18 protein-coding genes are annotated in these 16,863 nt (G+C 72.1%); 6 read left to right on the plus strand and 12 right to left on the minus strand.

All coding sequences use genetic code 11. From position 1 onward, the window contains the following. Both HGK34_RS19025 and HGK34_RS23330 read left to right on the plus strand, forming a co-directional pair. Positions 1 to 188: XdhC family protein (locus tag HGK34_RS19025; RefSeq protein WP_201850334.1), on the plus strand; the 188-nt coding region annotated here is incomplete at its 5' end. A gap of 1 nt (position 189) precedes the next feature. Next, positions 190 to 1,032: a 4'-phosphopantetheinyl transferase family protein gene (locus tag HGK34_RS23330; RefSeq protein WP_201850336.1), complete on the plus strand. Its 843-nt coding sequence runs from the start codon at positions 190 to 192 to the stop codon at positions 1,030 to 1,032. Positions 1,033 to 1,048: 16 nt separating this feature from the next. Here HGK34_RS23330 and HGK34_RS19035 read toward each other — a convergent pair whose 3' ends face one another. From HGK34_RS19035 to HGK34_RS19055, 5 genes are all read right to left on the minus strand, one after another. Continuing rightward, positions 1,049 to 1,501, minus strand: a complete 453-nt coding sequence (locus tag HGK34_RS19035) for an ester cyclase (RefSeq protein ID WP_201850338.1) — start codon at positions 1,499 to 1,501, stop codon at positions 1,049 to 1,051. Positions 1,502 to 1,568: 67 nt separating this feature from the next. Further along, on the minus strand, positions 1,569 to 3,878 hold the full coding sequence (locus HGK34_RS19040) for a xanthine dehydrogenase family protein molybdopterin-binding subunit (RefSeq protein WP_201850340.1): 2,310 nt from the start codon (positions 3,876 to 3,878) through the stop codon (positions 1,569 to 1,571). Continuing rightward, a complete protein-coding gene (locus HGK34_RS19045) occupies positions 3,875 to 4,444 on the minus strand; it encodes a (2Fe-2S)-binding protein (RefSeq protein ID WP_201850343.1) in 570 nt (189 codons plus the stop codon). Before HGK34_RS19045 ends, HGK34_RS19040 begins: the two co-directional genes overlap by 4 nt. Continuing rightward, the gene (locus tag HGK34_RS19050) at positions 4,441 to 5,283 is read right to left on the minus strand and encodes an FAD binding domain-containing protein (protein ID WP_201850345.1); all 843 of its coding nucleotides are present in this window, start codon (positions 5,281 to 5,283) and stop codon (positions 4,441 to 4,443) included. Before HGK34_RS19050 ends, HGK34_RS19045 begins: the two co-directional genes overlap by 4 nt. A 53-nt stretch (positions 5,284 to 5,336) precedes the next feature. Then, positions 5,337 to 6,785: an MFS transporter gene (locus HGK34_RS19055; RefSeq protein WP_201850347.1), complete on the minus strand. Its 1,449-nt coding sequence runs from the start codon at positions 6,783 to 6,785 to the stop codon at positions 5,337 to 5,339. Between the two features lie 95 nt (positions 6,786 to 6,880). On the opposite strand from HGK34_RS19055, the gene HGK34_RS19060 reads away from it, so the two are divergent. Then, positions 6,881 to 7,195: an ArsR/SmtB family transcription factor gene (locus HGK34_RS19060; RefSeq protein WP_201850349.1), complete on the plus strand. Its 315-nt coding sequence runs from the start codon at positions 6,881 to 6,883 to the stop codon at positions 7,193 to 7,195. Here HGK34_RS19060 and HGK34_RS19065 read toward each other — a convergent pair. The 6 genes from HGK34_RS19065 to HGK34_RS19090 are packed head-to-tail and all read right to left on the minus strand — an operon-like array spanning position 7,130 to position 11,958. Then, positions 7,130 to 7,888, minus strand: coding sequence for a thioesterase II family protein (locus HGK34_RS19065; RefSeq protein WP_201850352.1), 759 nt, complete (start codon positions 7,886 to 7,888; stop codon positions 7,130 to 7,132). The genes HGK34_RS19060 and HGK34_RS19065 overlap by 66 nt on opposite strands. After that, on the minus strand, positions 7,888 to 8,598 hold the full coding sequence (locus HGK34_RS19070; protein ID WP_201850354.1) for an AAA family ATPase: 711 nt from the start codon (positions 8,596 to 8,598) through the stop codon (positions 7,888 to 7,890). The genes HGK34_RS19065 and HGK34_RS19070 overlap by 1 nt, the downstream gene beginning before the upstream one ends. A 27-nt stretch (positions 8,599 to 8,625) precedes the next feature. Beyond that, on the minus strand, positions 8,626 to 9,603 hold the full coding sequence (locus HGK34_RS19075) for an AvrD family protein (protein WP_201850356.1): 978 nt from the start codon (positions 9,601 to 9,603) through the stop codon (positions 8,626 to 8,628). Beyond that, complete coding sequence (locus HGK34_RS19080) at positions 9,600 to 9,890, minus strand: acyl carrier protein (RefSeq protein ID WP_201850359.1); 291 nt, start codon at positions 9,888 to 9,890, stop codon at positions 9,600 to 9,602. The genes HGK34_RS19075 and HGK34_RS19080 overlap by 4 nt, the downstream gene beginning before the upstream one ends. Then, complete coding sequence (locus tag HGK34_RS19085) at positions 9,884 to 10,618, minus strand: SDR family NAD(P)-dependent oxidoreductase (protein ID WP_201850362.1); 735 nt, start codon at positions 10,616 to 10,618, stop codon at positions 9,884 to 9,886. The genes HGK34_RS19080 and HGK34_RS19085 overlap by 7 nt, the downstream gene beginning before the upstream one ends. Further along, positions 10,615 to 11,958, minus strand: a complete 1,344-nt coding sequence (locus HGK34_RS19090) for an ANL family adenylate-forming protein (RefSeq protein WP_201850365.1) — start codon at positions 11,956 to 11,958, stop codon at positions 10,615 to 10,617. Before HGK34_RS19090 ends, HGK34_RS19085 begins: the two co-directional genes overlap by 4 nt. Positions 11,959 to 12,483: 525 nt before the next feature. On the opposite strand from HGK34_RS19090, the gene HGK34_RS19095 reads away from it, so the two are divergent. The 3 genes from HGK34_RS19095 to HGK34_RS19105 all read left to right on the plus strand — a co-directional run bounded on the left by HGK34_RS19095 (position 12,484) and on the right by HGK34_RS19105 (position 15,753). Then, positions 12,484 to 13,338, plus strand: a complete 855-nt coding sequence (locus tag HGK34_RS19095; protein ID WP_201850367.1) for a ribosomal protein L7/L12 — start codon at positions 12,484 to 12,486, stop codon at positions 13,336 to 13,338. A gap of 9 nt (positions 13,339 to 13,347) precedes the next feature. Then, complete coding sequence (locus tag HGK34_RS19100; protein ID WP_201850369.1) at positions 13,348 to 14,541, plus strand: acetamidase/formamidase family protein; 1,194 nt, start codon at positions 13,348 to 13,350, stop codon at positions 14,539 to 14,541. A gap of 69 nt (positions 14,542 to 14,610) precedes the next feature. Continuing rightward, a complete protein-coding gene (locus tag HGK34_RS19105; RefSeq protein ID WP_201850371.1) occupies positions 14,611 to 15,753 on the plus strand; it encodes a Fic family protein in 1,143 nt (380 codons plus the stop codon). Positions 15,754 to 15,793: 40 nt separating this feature from the next. On the opposite strand, the gene HGK34_RS19110 is transcribed toward HGK34_RS19105, so the two are convergent. Further along, complete coding sequence (locus HGK34_RS19110; protein WP_201850373.1) at positions 15,794 to 16,765, minus strand: intradiol ring-cleavage dioxygenase; 972 nt, start codon at positions 16,763 to 16,765, stop codon at positions 15,794 to 15,796. Positions 16,766 to 16,863 lie beyond the last annotated feature (98 nt).

A 16,863-nucleotide genomic window follows, 5' to 3' on the forward strand; every position in this document is an offset into this window, starting at 1 on the left:
GTCTGGTGGAGGCGGGGGTTCGGGAGGATGAGTTGGCGCGTTTGCACAGTCCGATCGGTTTGGATCTGGGGGCGCGTACTCCGGAGGAGACGGCGGTGAGTATTGCTGCGGAGATCGTCTCGGCCCGCTGGGGAGGTTCGGGCCACGCCCTGACGGAGACGGACGGCCGCATCCACCACGATGCCTGAGGTGGTGGAACGGCTCACCGTCGCCCGCCTCACCGTGGGCACGGCCGAGGCGGCCGTGCTGCTGGTGCCGGGAGTGCTGGGGCCGGGGGGACGGGGAGCGCCGGGTGCATCAGGCACGTTGGGAACGCCGGGTGCGTCAGGCGGGCCGGACGTCCCGGGTGAGCCGGGCATCGGCAGACCCGACGGCGTGACGGCACGCGACCTGCCCGATGTCCTGGACGACACCGAGCGCGCGCGACTGGCACGCTTCCGCCGTCCGGCGGACCGTGAACGCTACCTGGTGGCGCATACGGCGTTGCGCCTCGTCCTCGGGGAACGGCTCGGCCGGCCGCCGCGGACCCTCCGGTTCGGCAGAGCCGCCTGCCCCGGGTGCGGGGAGCCGCACGGACGCCCGGTGCTGGCCGGTGGCGGCGCGGAGCCGCTGGAGTTCTCGCTGTCCCACGGCGGCCGCCTGGCCGCGGTCGCGGTCTCCCGCGCCGCCGTCGGCGTCGACGTCGAACCGCAGGTCACGTCCGCCGCCGTGGAGGAGATGTCCGCCGTGCTGCATCCGGCGGAGCGGCTCCTGCTGGAGCAAGAGGCCCCGCCACGGCGGACCGCGGCGTTCACGCGGATCTGGACCCGCAAGGAGGCCTATCTCAAGGGCCTCGGCATCGGGCTGGGCAGGGCGCTGGACGCCGACGACGTCACGGCGTCCCCACCCGGCTGGCTGCTCGCGGACACGCGGCTGGACTCCCACCATGTCGCTCTCGCCGCGGCGCTTCCCGCTCCGCCGGGGCGCCGGGGCGACGCGCCGGGCGCGTACGGCACCCGATGCGGCGTCCCGGCGGACCGGGCGACGTCGTGACCGACGCCGGTCGCGATCAGGGCTTGTCGACGGGCGGGACGTCGAGCGTCGTGTGGCCGAGCTGCCGCATGAGGTCGGCGATGTCGAACCAGGCCGACCGCTCGACGATGAGGTCGCCGGAGAACCGGTCGATCCCGACGGCGCCGAAGTCCGCCTGCTTGCCGCTGGGCGGCAGCCCCCGGAACGGCCCCAGCTGGGTGCCCACGCACCTGACCCGGGACACCACCATGTCTCCCTCGGCCACCTGCTCGACCACGTGGTCCTGCATGTCGGGGAAGGCGGTGCGGAACGCCTTCACCCAGGTGCGGACCCCGTCAGGACCCCGCAGATCGAACTGGGGCCAGTAGAAGTCGGGGGCGAAGATCTCGTCGGCGAGTTCGAGCCGGTTGTTGGTGATGATCTCCTCGAAGAGGAGCGAGGCACGGTACTTGCGGCGGGTGAGCAGGTCTTCGGACGTGGCGATCTCCATGGCGTTCCTCCTGGTCGGTCGCCGCCGGGCGGCGGCATTCTGGTCGGGCGGGTGGTTCCGGGCCGGGTCAGCGGGCGGGAGCGTCCCTGTCCCGGATCGCCCGGAGCACGGTGGCCTGGGTCAGGGGCAGGCGGGGAAGCGGTGCGGTGAGCTGCAGGGCGTCACGGACGGCGTTCATGACGGCGGCACCGGCCCCCGCGATGCCCGCCTCACCCACGCCCCGCACGCCGAGCGGGTTGCCGGGCGCCGGGACGTCCTCGAAGAGATGAACCTCGATGTCGGGCAGGTCGCGCGCCAGGGGGACCCGGTAGTCCCGCTGGCTGCGCACGAGGGGTACGCCGTCGGCGTCGTAGGGGAGGTCCTCGTACAGCGCTCCGCCGATGCCCTGCGCGACACCGCCCGTCACCTGCCCGCGGGCCATGCCCTCGTGCATGGTCCGGCCGATCTCGTAGGTCACGGCGTACCTGGTGACCCGGACCTCGCCGATGTCGGTGTCCACCTCCACCTCGGCGAAGTGCACGCCGGGGGGATAGGTCATCGTCGGGGCGCTGAACGTGGACCGGGCGATGAGACCGGGCTCCTCACCCGGCCGCAGGAAGCCGGGAGCGGCCGCCGCCTGCGCGAGAGCCCCCAGCGGGAGCTGCCGCTTGGGCGCGTGCCGGGACGCCGCGAAGCCGTCGCGGACGACGACGTCCTCCGGCTCGGCCTGCAGGATGCGCGCGGCCGTCCGGGCGGCCCGGTCGCGGACCTGCTCGGCCGCCTGGTGGACGGCGGTGCCGGCCACCACGGTGGTCCTGCTCGCGAACGTGCCGCCGCCGTCGTGCAGGGTGTCCGTGTCCGACAGGACCACCCGGACGGCCTGCGGCGGCACGCCCAGGACCTCGGCGGCGGCGATCGCCAGGACGGTCTCCGCCCCCTGCCCGACCGACGTGGACCCCACGGCGACGCGCACGCCTCCGCTCGTGTCGACGGAGACCACGGCGTTCTCGTGCCCGAGGCCGGCCTTCTCGAGGATCGCCGCCATGCCGACCCCGACGGCGCGCCCCTCCGACCGTGCCCGGCCGGCACGCGCGGTCCAGGTGTCCCAGCCGACGGTGGCCAGAGCCTTGGTGACGTGCCCGTGATGGTCCCCGCCGTCCAGGAGCATCGGCGCGCCGAAGATCCGCATCGGGCGTGCGTCGGGGGTCTCCTCGCCGGTGGGCAGGTTGCGCAGGCGGACCTCCTCGGGGCTCAGCCCCAGCCGCGAGGCGGCGAGGTCCATGAGGTGCTCACGGGCGGCGTTGTTCTGGAAGCGTCCGGGAGCCCGGTAGGTGCCCACCCCCATCTTGTTGGTCACCACCAGGTGGACCTGGCTCCGGAACGCCGGTACCCGGTACGGTCCCGCGAACATCCCGGCCGTCAGCGCCGCGACCACCGCACCGTGCGTGCGGATGTAGGCGCCGGTGTCGAGCCACGCCTCGTCGTCGAGCGCCGTCATCCGGCCCTCCGGCGTGAACGCGGCGCGGACCCGGTGGTGCTGCTGACGGGCGTGGTTCGCCGCGAGAAGATGCTCCTCGCGGTCCTCGACCCACCGGATCGTGCGCCGCAGCCGCGACGCCGCCCAGACGGTGAGCAGATCCTCGGCGTACAGCTCGCCGCGGATCCCGAAGCTGCCGCCGACGTCGGACTCGCGCATGTGGAGGCGGTCGTCGGGGACGCCGAGATACCGGGCGATCACGTTGCGGTTCCAGAAGGGGACCTTGGCCGCGCCCCAGACCACGAGCCTCTCGGTGTCGTGGTCGAAACCCACGGTCAGGCCCCGGTTCTCCAGGGGCATCGCCGAGTGGCGGCCGGTGTCGAGCTCGAGCTCGACGACGGTCGCGGCCTGGTCGAAGGCGCCGGCGACGTCCCCGTAGCCGGTGTCGATGGTGCCGACACGGGCGGGCACGCCGGCGAGCGACTCGACGGTGGTGCCGTCCGCCCGGCGCGCGTCCAGCACCGGCGGCAGCTCGGAGATCGCGACGTCGACCAGGCGGGCCGCGTCCTCGGCCACGTAGGCGTCCTCGGCGACGACGAACGCCACGGGTTCGCCGACGTGCCGCACCCACTCCCGCGCCAGTGGCGGCTGCAGGTAGGGGGTGAAGTCGATCCCCGGGCTGGGCTGGCGCGCGGGGATGGGCGGACCGTCGGGCAGGTCGGCCGCGGTGAACACGCCGAGGACGCCGGGGACGGCCGCCGCCTCGGCCACGTCGACCCCGTCGAGCCGGCCGTGTGCCACCGCGGACCGCACCACCCGCAGGTGTGCCAGGTCCGCCCGGCGGACGGACTCGTGGAACCGCCCGCGCCCGACGGCGAGCCGGTGGTCCTCCAGTCTGCTGAACTCCTGGTCCACGGTCATTCGGCGTCCTCCCACAGTCCGTGAACCTGCGCGATCTCGCGGAACGCGGCCACGATCGGGCCGTAGCCCGTGCAGCGGCAGATGTTGTCCGAGACGATCTCCCGCAGCGTCCGGTCCGAGACCGGGTCCCCGGCCTCGATCATCGCCGTGGCCAGCACCAGGTACCCGGGGGTGCAGAACCCGCACTGGATGGCGTGGTGCCTGCTGAAGATCCCGGACAGGCCCGGCTCGCTCGCGAGCACGTCCTCGGCCGTCCGGACCGTGCGGCCGTCGGCCTCGTGGACCAGCATGAGACACGAGCGCACCGGATCGCCGTCGACCAGGACGGTGCAGGTGCCGCACACCCCGTCCGAGCAGCTGGTCGCCGTCGTCGTGACGCCGAAGTCCTTCCGGAGCGCGTCGACCAGGAGGCGGCGCGGCTCCTCGCGGACGTCGCGCGCCGTCCCGTTCACTGTCGGCCGCGAGGCCGTTTCGTCCCACGGCCCCGACGGGTCGGCCGGGTCCTGGTCCACCGGCCGGGCCAGGGTGTCCCGGCGGGCCGCCGCAGTGCTGGTGTCGGTCGTCATCGCGTGTTCTCCTCGAGCTCGGTCCGGGCGCGCCGCAGCACCGTGCGTGTGGCGGCGTGCCAGAGATCTCGTTCGTCGGTCTCGGGGTCGGCACCGGACTCCGTGCGGCGAGGCGAGGCCTCGACCTGTCCGGCCCGGCCCTGGGCGAGGTGGGTCAGATCGTCGTCGGAGAGGTCCTCGACGCGGTCGTGCGTCGCAGACGACGTGAGGCCGCAGAGCCAGACGTCGGCGCCGCCACCCGCGTGGTGTGCCATCGCACAGGTGACCCGGTACGACCGCCCGGACGCGCGCACGCGCACCTCCGCGCGGCCGATCCGGTGCCCGGCGGGGACGACGATCTCCGTGGCGATCCAGCCCTCGGACGCGAGCCCTGGCGCCTCGTGGACACCGACGGCGGCCACGCCGCGCTCCACGTGCCGCATCCCGACCCGCGCACCGTACGCGCCGAGCACCGCCGGCCACGCGGCACCGCGGAAGCCCGCGGTGAGGTTGCCGACGACGGTGCCGCGCACGCGGACCGGGTGCGGCGCCGTGGCGCGCGCCACCTCGGGGACCTGCGCCAGCTCCGTCGGGAGGTCCGCGGCGCCGAGCCGGGCGACCCGCTCGTGCGTGGCCAGCGCGCCGATGGTGAGCGAGGTGTCATCCGCGTGCACCCCGCCCCACCCGGCGATGCCCTTCAGATCGATCACGACCTCGGGTCTGTGCCGGCCGGCGTTCATGGCCGGTACGAGCGACTGGCCCCCGGCGAGGAGCGCCGAGCGGTCGCCCCACTCGCGCCGTGCGGCAAGGGCTTCCTCGAGCGTCTCGGGGCGGAGCAGACGGAACGGTCGTGGTCTCATGGCTCGTTCTCCTGGTCCGATGGTCGGTGTCGGGTGTGCGCCGGCGAGGCCGGTCAGGCCGAGGGCGCGTCCCGGCGGCTCGCGCTCAGGCGCAGGGCGAGCCAGATGCCGAGGATGACGAGCGCCAGGTCGCACCACACGGCCGCGGCCAGTCCGGACGCGAGGCCGGCGACGTCGGTGCTGCTTCCCAGCACCTGGAAGAAGATCCCGCCGATGACGGCGATACCGAGTGCGCTGGCGAACTGCTGCGCCGTGGTGAGCACGCCGGCCGCCGCTCCGGCGTTGGCGGGCTGGATGCGGGCGAGGACCTGTCCGATGACGGCCGGCACGGCAAGCCCGTTCCCGAGGCCGACGGCGGTCATCGGGACGACCAGCTCGAGGGCGGTGATCTCGGGGCCGCGCACCAGGAGCAGGACCCCGGTGGCGACGAGCGCCACCGCGACGAGCGTCGTACCCCCGGCGACGGCCTTCGCGCCGTACCGCTGGACGAGTCCCCTGCCGCCGACGGAGGCGACGGCGAACGCGATGCCGAGCGGGCCGAAGGTCAGCCCGGCCATGAGCGGGCTCAGGCCCAGACCGTCCTGCAGCATGAGCGTCAGACAGAAGATGAAGCTGAAGAACGCGCCGAACAGGACCACCGAGAGCACGAGCCCGAGGTTGAACGCGCGCTCACGGAACAGGCCGAGCGACAGGATGGGCCTCTCCCCGCGTTCCATCACCCGGCGCTCCCAGGCCACGGCGCCGGCCAGGACGGGGACCGCCAGGACGAGCAGCGCCCAGGACCACCACGGCCATCCCGTGCTGCGCCCGGTGATCAGGGGGAAGAGCACGAGCGACAGGCCGAGCACGATGGCGGTGAGCCCGCCGACGTCGAGCCGTGCACGGCTGCTGCCGGAGGCCTGCGGGAAGTTCCGCAGGGCGAGGGCCACGGTGACCAGGGCGATCGGAACGTTGATCAGGAAGATGACGCGCCAGCCGAGTCCGGCGATCCCGTACTGCAGCAGGACGCCGCCCAGGACCTGTCCCGCGACCGCCCCGACTCCCATCACCATCCCGTACCGCGCGAGGGCGTGCGGCCGTTCCGCGGGCGGGAACGCCGCCGTGATGAGCGCCAGCACCTGCGGCACCATCATGGCCGCCGTCGCGCCCTGCAGGAGCCGGAACGCGACCAGCCAGCCGGCGCCCGGCGCGATGCCGCACAGCAGCGAGGCGACGCCGAAGGCGAGCATCCCGGCGCGGAACATGTTGGCATGGCCGAAGTGGTCGCCCAGGCGTCCGCCGATCAGCAGCCCGGCGGCGTAGGTGAAGGCATAGCCTCCGACGATCAGCTGGAGCTGGGCGTCGCCGGCGCCCAGGGAGTCTTCCAGCACGGGCAGCGCGACGTTGACCACGTACAGGTCGAACTGCGCCATGAACATCGCCACGAGGGCGATCGGCAGCATGAGGTTCCGGCGTGCGAAACCGGTCTCCGTCGGCGGTCTCGAGGTGTCGGCCGAGGTCATGATTCTCCTTCAGTTCGAAGATCATCTAACTGTTCGGACAGTAGCCGCTGCTACGATGGGTGTCCAACAGTCCGTGGTTGGTGGAAGGAATCGCAATGGTGCACTCGGCCGTACTCCCGAGCCCGCCGACAGACGACATCGACGTCGTCGACGTCATGCACGCTCTGGCCGACCCGACCAGGCTGACCATCGTGCGTCAGCTGCTGGAGGGCGGGGAGCAGGCATGCGGCGGCTTCGACGTACGTGTGTCCGCCTCGACCCTGAGTCATCACTTCAAGGTGCTCCGGGAAGCGGGCGTGATCGATCAGCGTGAACAGGGCCGTCATCGGATGACGTCCTTGCGGTCAACGGATCTGGAGACTCGGTTCCCGGGCCTCCTGACGAGCGTCTTCGGTGTGGTGCACGCCTGAGGCGTCCACCACCGCCCGCACGAGCGGCAGGGCGTGGCGGGCGCCCGGTCCGAGGAAGAAGTGGTCGCCCTCGAAGCGGTGGAAGGCCACGGTTCCGTAGGACATGAGCGCCCAGCGCCCGATCTGGTTCGCGTCGGTGAGGGGATCCTCGGCGCTCCACATGACGTGCAGGGGTGTCGTCATGGTGGCGGCCGGCGCGTCCGGGTCGTGCGAGACGCGGATGTCGTCGGCCAGGCCGCGAAGCAGCGGTCTGGCCAGATGGGGTCGGGCGGCGATGTCCGCCGGGATGCCGCCCCATGTCGTGGCGTGCTCGAGGAGGCGGTCCGGCGAGTCCGCGGGCACGGGGGAGACGGGCCGGTCGCCGGGCGGCCGGCGACCGGACACGAAGGCGATGCGTGGCGGTCGCAGCCCCGGCTCGCGTTCCGCGCGTGCGGCGACCCGGTGGGCGACCATCGCCCCCATGCTGTGCCCGAACACTCCCCACGACGCCTCGCTCCCGGCATGCCGGGACACGGTGGCGAACGCGTCGTCCACCAGGTCCTGCGGGGTCGCCGCGAGCGGCTCGGCGGCGCGCGACCCGCGCCCCGGGTAGTCGACCGGGATCACGGTGTGCTCCGGCCCGAGCAGGGCCGGCCACGACTCGTAGAGAGTCGTGGCGACCCCGCCCGCGTAGGAGAAGCAGAACAGCAGCATCACGCGACCCCGGCCGCCGCGCGCTCGTGCTCGAGCCGCATGTCGATCGCCGCGTAGTCCTGCTGCATCATGCCGATCGCCTCGGAGACCGGCATGACCGAGGGCATCGAGTGCAGGTCCGCGATCTGCACCACGCGCTCCTCCAGGGAGCCGTGCAGCTCCGTCATGGGCAGGCCGAGCTCCCGCACGGACCGCAGCAGCATGTCGTCGCAGTACCTGCGGAACGCCTCGTTCATCGGCCGGTGGCCGTCGTCGGCGATGGGCCGCTCGTTCACGAGGTGGACCATGGCGTCGTACGTGCTCGCCACGTGCTGCCGGAACGCGTGGCCGTACTGCTCGGTCACCTTCTCGAAGAAGAGCATCTCCGGGTCCAGGTCGTCGCGCGGGATCGGGGACGAGCCGCCGGCGCTGGGGTCCATCCCGAACTGGACCCGGGCCGAGGCGTAGATCCACTCCTGCAGCGACGTCCCGTCCGAGACGAACGAGTCTCCCAGCCGGGCCTCGGCCGCGACGCGGCCGGCGTGGCGCCGGACCGCGAGCTGCAGGTACTCGGCGGGCGTGACCTCGGCGAGGCGCTTGCCCGGAACGGCCTCGGGCATGATCTCGCGGATGGCGCGCGCCACCGTGCGGGGCACCCCGGTGTAGTAGGACAGGGCCATCACGGTCGATGTCTTGCCCGAGGAGTACGTGCCTGAGATTGCCAGCTTCATGGTGGTCTCCAAACGAGGGTCGGACGGTCAGTGCGTCAGGGCGGGAGCGTTCACGGGAAGGTTGTGCGCGAACACGCTGCGCTGCCGGACGGAGCCGCCCTGCGCCTCGAAGGTGAGGTTGCGCCACGTGCCGTTGGGGAGTTCGAGCAGGTCGGACTCGACCACCTCCACGCTCAGGCCGCCCGGGTCCTGCGAGGAGTCCGGGTCGTACGTCAGCGTGGTCTGCTGCATCCAGAGCGTGTTCGACTCGGACCGGCTCAGCCCGTCGAGCTCGTAGAGCAGGATCTGGAACGCCTGCAGCGCGCTGACGAACTCGTCGATGAAGGTCACCGGGTCCGGCGGACCGCCCAGGCCCAGGTCGACGTCGCCCGCGATCCCGGTCGTGGAGATGTCGGCGGTCGCCCGAAGGTTCGTGACGTCCGCGGTCACGTTCAGCACGCTCTGGTGCCCGGACCGGTAGCCCTCGCCCCAGTACCGGCGTCCGGGGTCCCCGAGGACGTCGGGCACCGGACGGGCGGAGGTGGTCTCCTGGACCGGCGAGGACGGGTGGGTGACCCGGCAGCGCAGGCGCATCCTGCCCACGGTGCAGTTCACCACCGACACCGCGGATCCGTCCTGCGCCGTCGTGCGCTTGAGCTCGGCGGCCACCGGCAGGGCGCCCAGGTCCTCGTCGGGCTCCGTGCCCGCCTGGATCGTCACCTTCACGAGGCGCATCCGGGTGCGCTGGGACGGGGTGAGGCCGTGGCGCAGGGTGAGCAGGGCCTCCGTCAGCTGGGCGGCGACCACGAGGCCGTCCACGGTCGACAGGTGCGGGCGCAGGTCGACCCCGACCTTCTTGCGGGACCAGTCCTGGGGGTAGGTGACCGAGAGCTGGCCGGTGACACCGTCGTGGCGTGCCGCCGTGCCGCTCAGGTCGAGCTCGGAGCGCCGGTAGCCGGCGCCGAAGAACCGGCCCTCGGCCGGCCCGAGATAGTCGTCGACGGAGGAGAAGGTGAGCGTGGTCATCGGGCTGCCTCCGCGGCGACCTGCCCGGTGCCCGACGCCTGGGCGTACAGCCCGGCCAGGTCGCCCACCGTCCGCACGTCCACGATCGAGCGGTCGCTGTCGGTGAACGGGTCCACGCCCAGGTCCGTCTCCAGGGCGATGACCAGGCGCGCGAGCATCAGGGAGTTGAGCCCGACCTCGGAGAACGTCGCGTCCAGGTCGATGCCGTCGTCCTCGTCGTGCAGGTCTCCGAGCAGGTCGACGATCGCGTTCGTGATCGCCTCGGTGATCTCCGCGTTGCTCAGCATGTCAGTCCTCCGTCTACCGTGATGGTCTGGCCGGTGATGAAGGCCGCTCGGTCCGAGACCAGGAAGGCCGCGATCTCCGCGACCTCCTCGGTGGTGCCCAGCCGTCCGAGCGGCGTCCTGTGGGTGATGCGGGTGCGGTTCTCGTCCGTGACCTGTGCGGTCATCGAACTCTCGAAGTACCCCGGGACGATCGAGTTGACCCGGATGCCCAGGGGTCCCAGCTCGCGCGCCGCGGACCGGGTGAGCCCGTCGAGCCCGGCCTTCGCCGCGGAGTAGGGGGTGACGCCTCGGAAACCCCGGATGGAGTTGATCGAGGAGACGTTGAGGATGCTCCCGCCGCCGCCGCGCGACATCCGGCGGGCGCAGGCCTGCGCGAGCCGGGTGGGGCCGACGAGGTTGGTGGCGAACAGCTCGTCGATGCGCCGCTCCGACGTGGTCAGGAACAGCTCCTGGTGCAGCACCCCCGCGTTGTTCACCAGGACGTCGAGCCGGCCGAAGCGGTCGGTCACCGCCCGCACCTGGGCCCGCATGTCGTCCTGCGCGACGTCGGCCTTGACCCAGTGGACGTTCCCGGGCCACCGGTCCTGCATCGCGTCGAGCGTCTCGGGACGTGACCTGCTCAGGGCGGCCACCGACCAGCCGTCGGCGAGCAGCAGCTCGGCGATCGCCAGGCCGAGCCCTCGGCTCGCACCGCTGATCAGGGCCACGCGGGAGTCCGCGGCACTCATGCGCGGACCTTCTTGAACCGGTCCGAGTGGTGCGCGCCGCTGGTGACGACGAGCTTCGCGGGGATCTTGTAGGGCTCCATCCGGTCCCGGCAGTGGGCCTCCACCCGCTTGCGCAGCTCCCGCGGGCCCTCGTCGCCGACGAGGTGCAGCGCCGCCTGAACAACCTGACCGGTGACCGGGCTCGGGATCCCGGACACGGTGACGTCCAGGACGTTCTCCATCTCGAGCAGCACGGACTCGACCTCGTTCGGGTACACCTTCTCGCCCGCGACGTTGATGATCTCGGAGCGGCGGCCCAGGATCTGGAGCCACTCGCCGTCGACCCGTACGACGTCCTGGGTGTTGAAGTAGCCCTCGTCGTCGAACGGCGCCTCGGCGTTCAGGTATCCGAGCATCGCCATGCGGGACCTGATCCACAGGACGTCGTCGATGATCTTGTAGTCGAAGCCCTCGCCGCCGAGCTTCACCCACAGGCTGTTGTTCTCCCTCGACTTCGTTCCGAGGATGCCCAGTTCCGACAGGCCGTAGGTCTGCTTCAGGCGGACGGACGGCAGCTCCTGGGCGAGCCGGCGCAGGGTCTGCTCGGGCATCGGCTCCGTGCCGTAGGTGATGTGGGTGAGGGAGGAGACGTCGTGCCGTTCGAGTGCGCCGCTGATGAGCAGCATCGTGAGAAACGTCGGCGTCGTGGGCAGCACGTTGACGCGGTGCCGCGCGATCGCCGCCAGGACGGCGTCGGGCGTGCGTTCCTCCACGGTCACGACGGTTCCGCCCTGGCCGAGCGTGTGCAGCAGGGTGTTGATCCCGCCGATGTGGTCGAGGTTGAGGAAGGACAGGATGCGCTGCGCGGGGCGATCGTCCTGGTACCTGGCCAGCAGGCGGGTGAAGTCGAGGACCGAGGCCTTGCTCCGCCCGGTGGTGCCGGAGCTGAACAGGACGAGGCCGGGCGACCCCTGCTCGCGCAGGCTGGCGTAGAGCGCGTGGGAGGCGTGCACCCCGGTCTGCTGGATGGCCGGGTCGGCCGACGGGTCCGGCGACACCTCGATCAGCCACTCCACCTCGCCGACGTCGAGGAACTCCTTGCGCTTCTCCTCCGGCAGCCGCGTCATCGGGACGCAGACGGCGCCGAGGTCGGCCAGCGCGAGCAGTGCCGCACCCGCCTGTGCGGAGTGCTGTGCCTCGACGGCGACCACGGCTCCTGCCGGGATGCCGGCGGCGCGGAACGCCTCGCCGAGCCTGGAGATGTCCGACAGCAGCGAGAGGTAGCTCGTGCTGCCGCCGGCGTCGATCACGGCGTCCTCGGACGGCCAGGTGCCCATCCGCTGGATGTACTGCTCGATCATGTCAACTCCGATACCTGTGGGTGTCTCGTCGTATGAGTGACCTGCCGGCGACCGGCCGGCGGGGTCGGGTGGTGCGCGGCGAGGTGCCGCTCTACCGTCGACAGACGGGTGGGGGCAGACTTGTGCCCTGGTTGCGAAGTTCGTGAGAGGGGGGAGAGGGCGCGCTTGTGCCCGGGTCGCGAAGTTCGTGAGAGTGAGGGGGGAGGGGCAGCCTTGTGCCCGGCTTACGAAGTTCGTGAGGGTGGGGGGAAGGTGTGTCGACGTGCGGTCTTGCAGGTCAGGCCTGTCGTACGGCGATCATTTTGTCGATCGTCGAAATGAAGTGCAATACCCCCGGGGGTGATCAGGCCAATTATTTACCTGCCGATCACCTGAGGGAAACATCTGCCGCGATGTCGTGAAATCTGCGTATACATTTTTCGCCCATCGGGCATGTTCATACTCTTGACATAGAGGAGATCCGGGCGTCACCGACGCTTGGCACGGTTGCCGGAACGTGCTCTGAGATCTGGCAGGATGCCCTCTGTGAAGCACGGCACACGGGTCGCGTTGTTCCTGGTAGGGGCGCTCGTCTATGCCGCCTCGGCCGAGGCGCAGGCGACGGTCGCCGGGTGGTTCGACGGTGTCCTGTGGTCGGTCGCGGCGATCCTGCTGGTCCTGGCGGTGCGGCATCCCGCTCACGACGTCGCCGACCCGAGGGGCTCCGTGGTGCGGGTCCTCGACACCGGGGGGTCCTCGCGGGACCGGGTGCGCACGATCCTCGGACTCGAGGCGCTCGACGCGGCCGAGCGCCGGCGTCCGCCCGGGGCGCCACGACCCGGTCCGGGCCTCGAGGCCGCGGAGGGCTGGGTCGTGGCGCACGGCCTGACCCGAGTCCGGGCCGAGCAGGCGGTGGCGCACCTGGCGGTGCGCGGGATCCGTGCCGTGCGGGGCGTGGACTCGCGCGTCGTCGCGCATCGCCTGCTCCTGCATGCCGCGCCGGTCCTCGTCGCGCCGGTGGTCGTCACGGTGGTGGGTGGTCTCGACCTGCTCCCGTTCGTCGGTCCGGTCTGCGCCGTCGTGGGCTGGACGGTGCTCGTCTTCCTCACCTACCTGGCGATCGATGTCCTGGTGACCCGGCGCGGTGTCGCGCAGCCCGAGTTCTCCGTCGACGGTCCGTTCACCGTGCGGCTGGTGGGCGTGGACGCGTCGCGGGAGCGCGACGCCGTCGAGCTCATCAGCGCGTTGTGCCAGGTGGCAGCCCTGGGCATGGACGACGCGCGCACCCTGTTCCGCACCATCCCCACGACGGTCGCCGAGCGGGTCACCGCCGCCGAGGCGGACCGCTACCGCACCGCGCTGGAACGGGCGGGCGCCACCGTGGAGGTCGTGGGCAGGTAGCGTCTGCCCATGCGCGACCAGATCATCCTCCAGCCCGGAACCGACGTCCCCGCGGGAGTGCACTACCTGGCCACCGAGCGGGACACGGCCTTCTGGGGCCGTCTGCCCTGCGCCGCGGACGAGCCGGTCCTCACGGTGGACCCGGGGGACGACGTCGTCGTCGACACCCTGTCCCACGAGGGCATCCTCGAGGACCAGGGATCCGATCCCCTCGCCTACTTCGCCGCCCGGGGCGTGCCCGACCGGGCGGTGCTGGCCGACGCCGTCGAGCTGACCCGGGCCGCCCGCGCGGGCGAGGCCGCCAGCCGGCTCGGCGTCCGTGCTCCCGGGCCGGCCGACGCGCCAGGTGCCCACGGCGGGCACGTGGTGACCGGCCCGATCGCGGTGCGCGGCGCGCGCGTGGGCGACCTGCTCGCGATCCGCGTGCTGGAGGCCACGCCGCGCGTCCCGTACGGGGTGATCTCCAACCGGCACGGCCGCGGGGCGCTCCCGCAGGAGTACCCCGCGGCCGGTGCCGACGTGGTGAGCGTGTTCGCCGAGGTGGACGACGACGGTCGCGGGCGCCTGCCGCGGTCCGCCGCCGGAGCGCCTGCTGCCGGGGCGGGAGCGGGCACGGCCGGCGCGGCCTCGTCCGCCGCGGGCGCGGCGGCGGCCCGGCCTTCCGTCGGGTTCGACCTGGCGCCCTTCTGCGGCATCATGGGCGTGGCCGCCGGTGGCCGGGAGCGGCCGCACTCCGTGCCGCCGGGGAGCTTCGGCGGCAACATCGACATCAACCTGCTCGGCGCCGGCACCACCCTCTACCTGCCCGTGCAGGCCGACGGCGCTCTCGCGTACGTGGGCGACCCGCACTTCGCGCAGGGCGACGGCGAGGTGGCGCTCACCGCTTTCGAGGCCTCATTGCGTATGCGGCTGAGGCTGGACCTGATCCCGGCGGGCGAGGCCACCGCGGCGTTCGGCGAGCTGGCCGGGCCGCTCGGCGAGACGCGCGACTTCCTCGTCCCCACCGGCCTGGACCGCGACCTCGACGTCGCCGTGCAGAACTGCGTCCGCGCGGCGATCGCGCTGCTGCGGGCCCGGTTCGGGATGGACGCCGAGCACGCGTACGCCTACCTGTCGGCGGCGACGGACTTCAACATCTCCCAGGTCGTGGACGTGGTCAAGGGGGTGCACGCCCGCATCCGGACGTCGGACCTCACGGGCTGAGCCCCATCCACCTCCACCACGCGGCAATGATCGGTTGACGCAATCATTGCGTCAACCTATCGTCGGATCATGCTCTTCCCCACGCCGCGCCTGAGTCCTGACGACGAGCGAGTGCTCGCCGAGATCGACGCTGCCCGCGAGGGGCTCCGGCTCGCCGTACGGTCGACGCCGACGAAGTGGACCGACGGGCTGCGCCGGTTCCTCACGGCGGACGCGGTCGCGGCATCGAACTCGATCGAGGGTTTCCGCGTCTCCACCGTGGACGTCGCCGACCTCATGGACGGTGAGAAGGATGTGGAGATCAGTGACGAGAACCGGGAGGAGACCCTCGCCTACCAGCGGATGATGACCTACATCCAGTCCTTGCACGATGCGCCGGACTTCGCCTACAGCAAGGGCTTCCTCAACGCCCTGCACTGGATGCTGCAGGGGCACCGCAACTCTCCGCGGAAGCCTGCCGGCCGGTGGCGGCCCGGTGCCGTCTACGTGACCGACGCCCGGGATCCGTCCATCGCCGCCTACACGGCCCCGCCTGCCGGCGACGTCCCGGACCTCATGGCGGAACTCGTGGACTGGCTGAACGAGAGCGACGGATCCCACCCGGTGGTTCGTGCCGCGATGGCGCACCTGCACCTCGTCTCCATCCACCCGTGGGCCGACGGGAACGGGCGGATGTCGCGGTCGTTGCAGACCCTGCTCACCGCGCGGTCCGGGATCCTCGCGCCGGAGTTCTCCTCGGTCGAGGCATGGCTCGGGAGACCGGGGAACACATGGGAGTACTACCGGGTGCTCGGCGACCGCGGGTCCACGTACCAGCCCGACCAGGACGTTGCCGACTGGGTCCGCTTCAACCTGACCGCGTCGCATCAGCAGACCCAGTCGGTGCAGCGGCGCATGGAGCGCTCGGCGAGGGCGCTCGTCGAGCTCGACGGGTTCGCGAGCCGTGAGGGGTGGGACGCGCGTGTCGTCACGGCTCTGCACGACGTCGCCCTCACCGGCCGGGTTCGCCGGGCGCGCTACCAGCATGCGGAGAGCCTGAGCGTGCAGCAGGCCCAGCGCGACCTCCGGGATCTCGTGGCGGTCGGCGTGCTGAGGTCCGTCGGCCGGACCCGGGCGCGCTACTACGCGCCGGGCGACGAGTTCCCGGAGTCCGCGCTGGAAGTGGCTCGGACACCCTTCTCCCTCGTGGATCCGTACAAGGGATCCGCATGACCGGACGGCGGGCTTGCGCGGGTGACCGCCCGACGCCCCGTCAGGGGGCGGACGGCGCGTCCGACGGCGGTTCGCCGCCGGGTGCCCCGTCCGCGGGTGGAGCACCGTCACCGCCGGGCCCTGCGGGAGCGTCGCCCATTGACGGCTCCGTGGTGGTGTCGACCCGGATCGTGAGCGACACGGTGTAGCCGGAGTCCGTGTCACCGGAGACGGTGGCCAGCTGCAGGGCGCCGCCGTCGTCGCCGAACACGTTGTCCGTGTCCAAGGAGATCTGGTCGAGGTTGGCTGTGGAACCGGCGTACTCGTCCAGGGCGTACACGGTACGGCACACGTCCTCAGGCAGGGCGACCTGCGAGGTGGCGATCGCGTTCGCGGAGTCGTCGATCGAGCCCGTGCCGGGGTAGACCTCGAAGTGGATGTGCGGCCACCGGCCCGTGTAGCAGGCCGGGACGATCGACGTCCAGGTCGCTGTCCCGTCCGCATCGGTGGTCTGGACCCCGCGCAGGTAGGTCTCGTCCTCCAGACCCTCGGAGTACATCGAGTAGCCACCGGCCGCGTCGCAGTGCCAGACGTAGACGGCCACGTCCTGGAACGGCGCGTCGTCGTTGGCCATGTCGAGGACGGTCAGCGACAGCGTCATCGGTACGCCCGTGGCCGTGGTGCCGCCGCCGAGGCTCGAACGGATGTCACTGCGCACGATGCCCGAGTCCTCCAGGACATCCGGACCGTTCGATCCGTCGCCGGGGTAAGGACCCGCGGTCTCGTCGGGGATCTCGCCGTCGGCCGTGGTCGCCGCCGCGTCGCCGGAACTGCCCGAGCCCGTGGAGCAGGCGGCGAGCCCGGCCGTGCCGAGGCCGATGCCGAGCAGGGCCAGGACCCGGCGGCGGTCGACCAGCGTGCCCACGTCGAACCGGAGCCCCTGGTCGACCACCTCCTCCTCGGGCCGGGGTAGCGGCCTGCCCTGGTAGGAAGGCCCGGACGGCGTGGACTCGGGGTCGGGGAAGGCGGTCATGCGTCTCTCCTGACGGTCGGCTTGGCCGGAACGGTGCGTGCTGTGGGACCAACTTCAGAGCGGGACCTTCGAGCACCCCCGGAGGAGCCTGTGCGCCT

The sequence above is a fragment of the Myceligenerans indicum genome (assembly GCF_016742955.1).
Classification (GTDB): domain Bacteria; phylum Actinomycetota; class Actinomycetes; order Actinomycetales; family Cellulomonadaceae; genus Myceligenerans; species Myceligenerans indicum.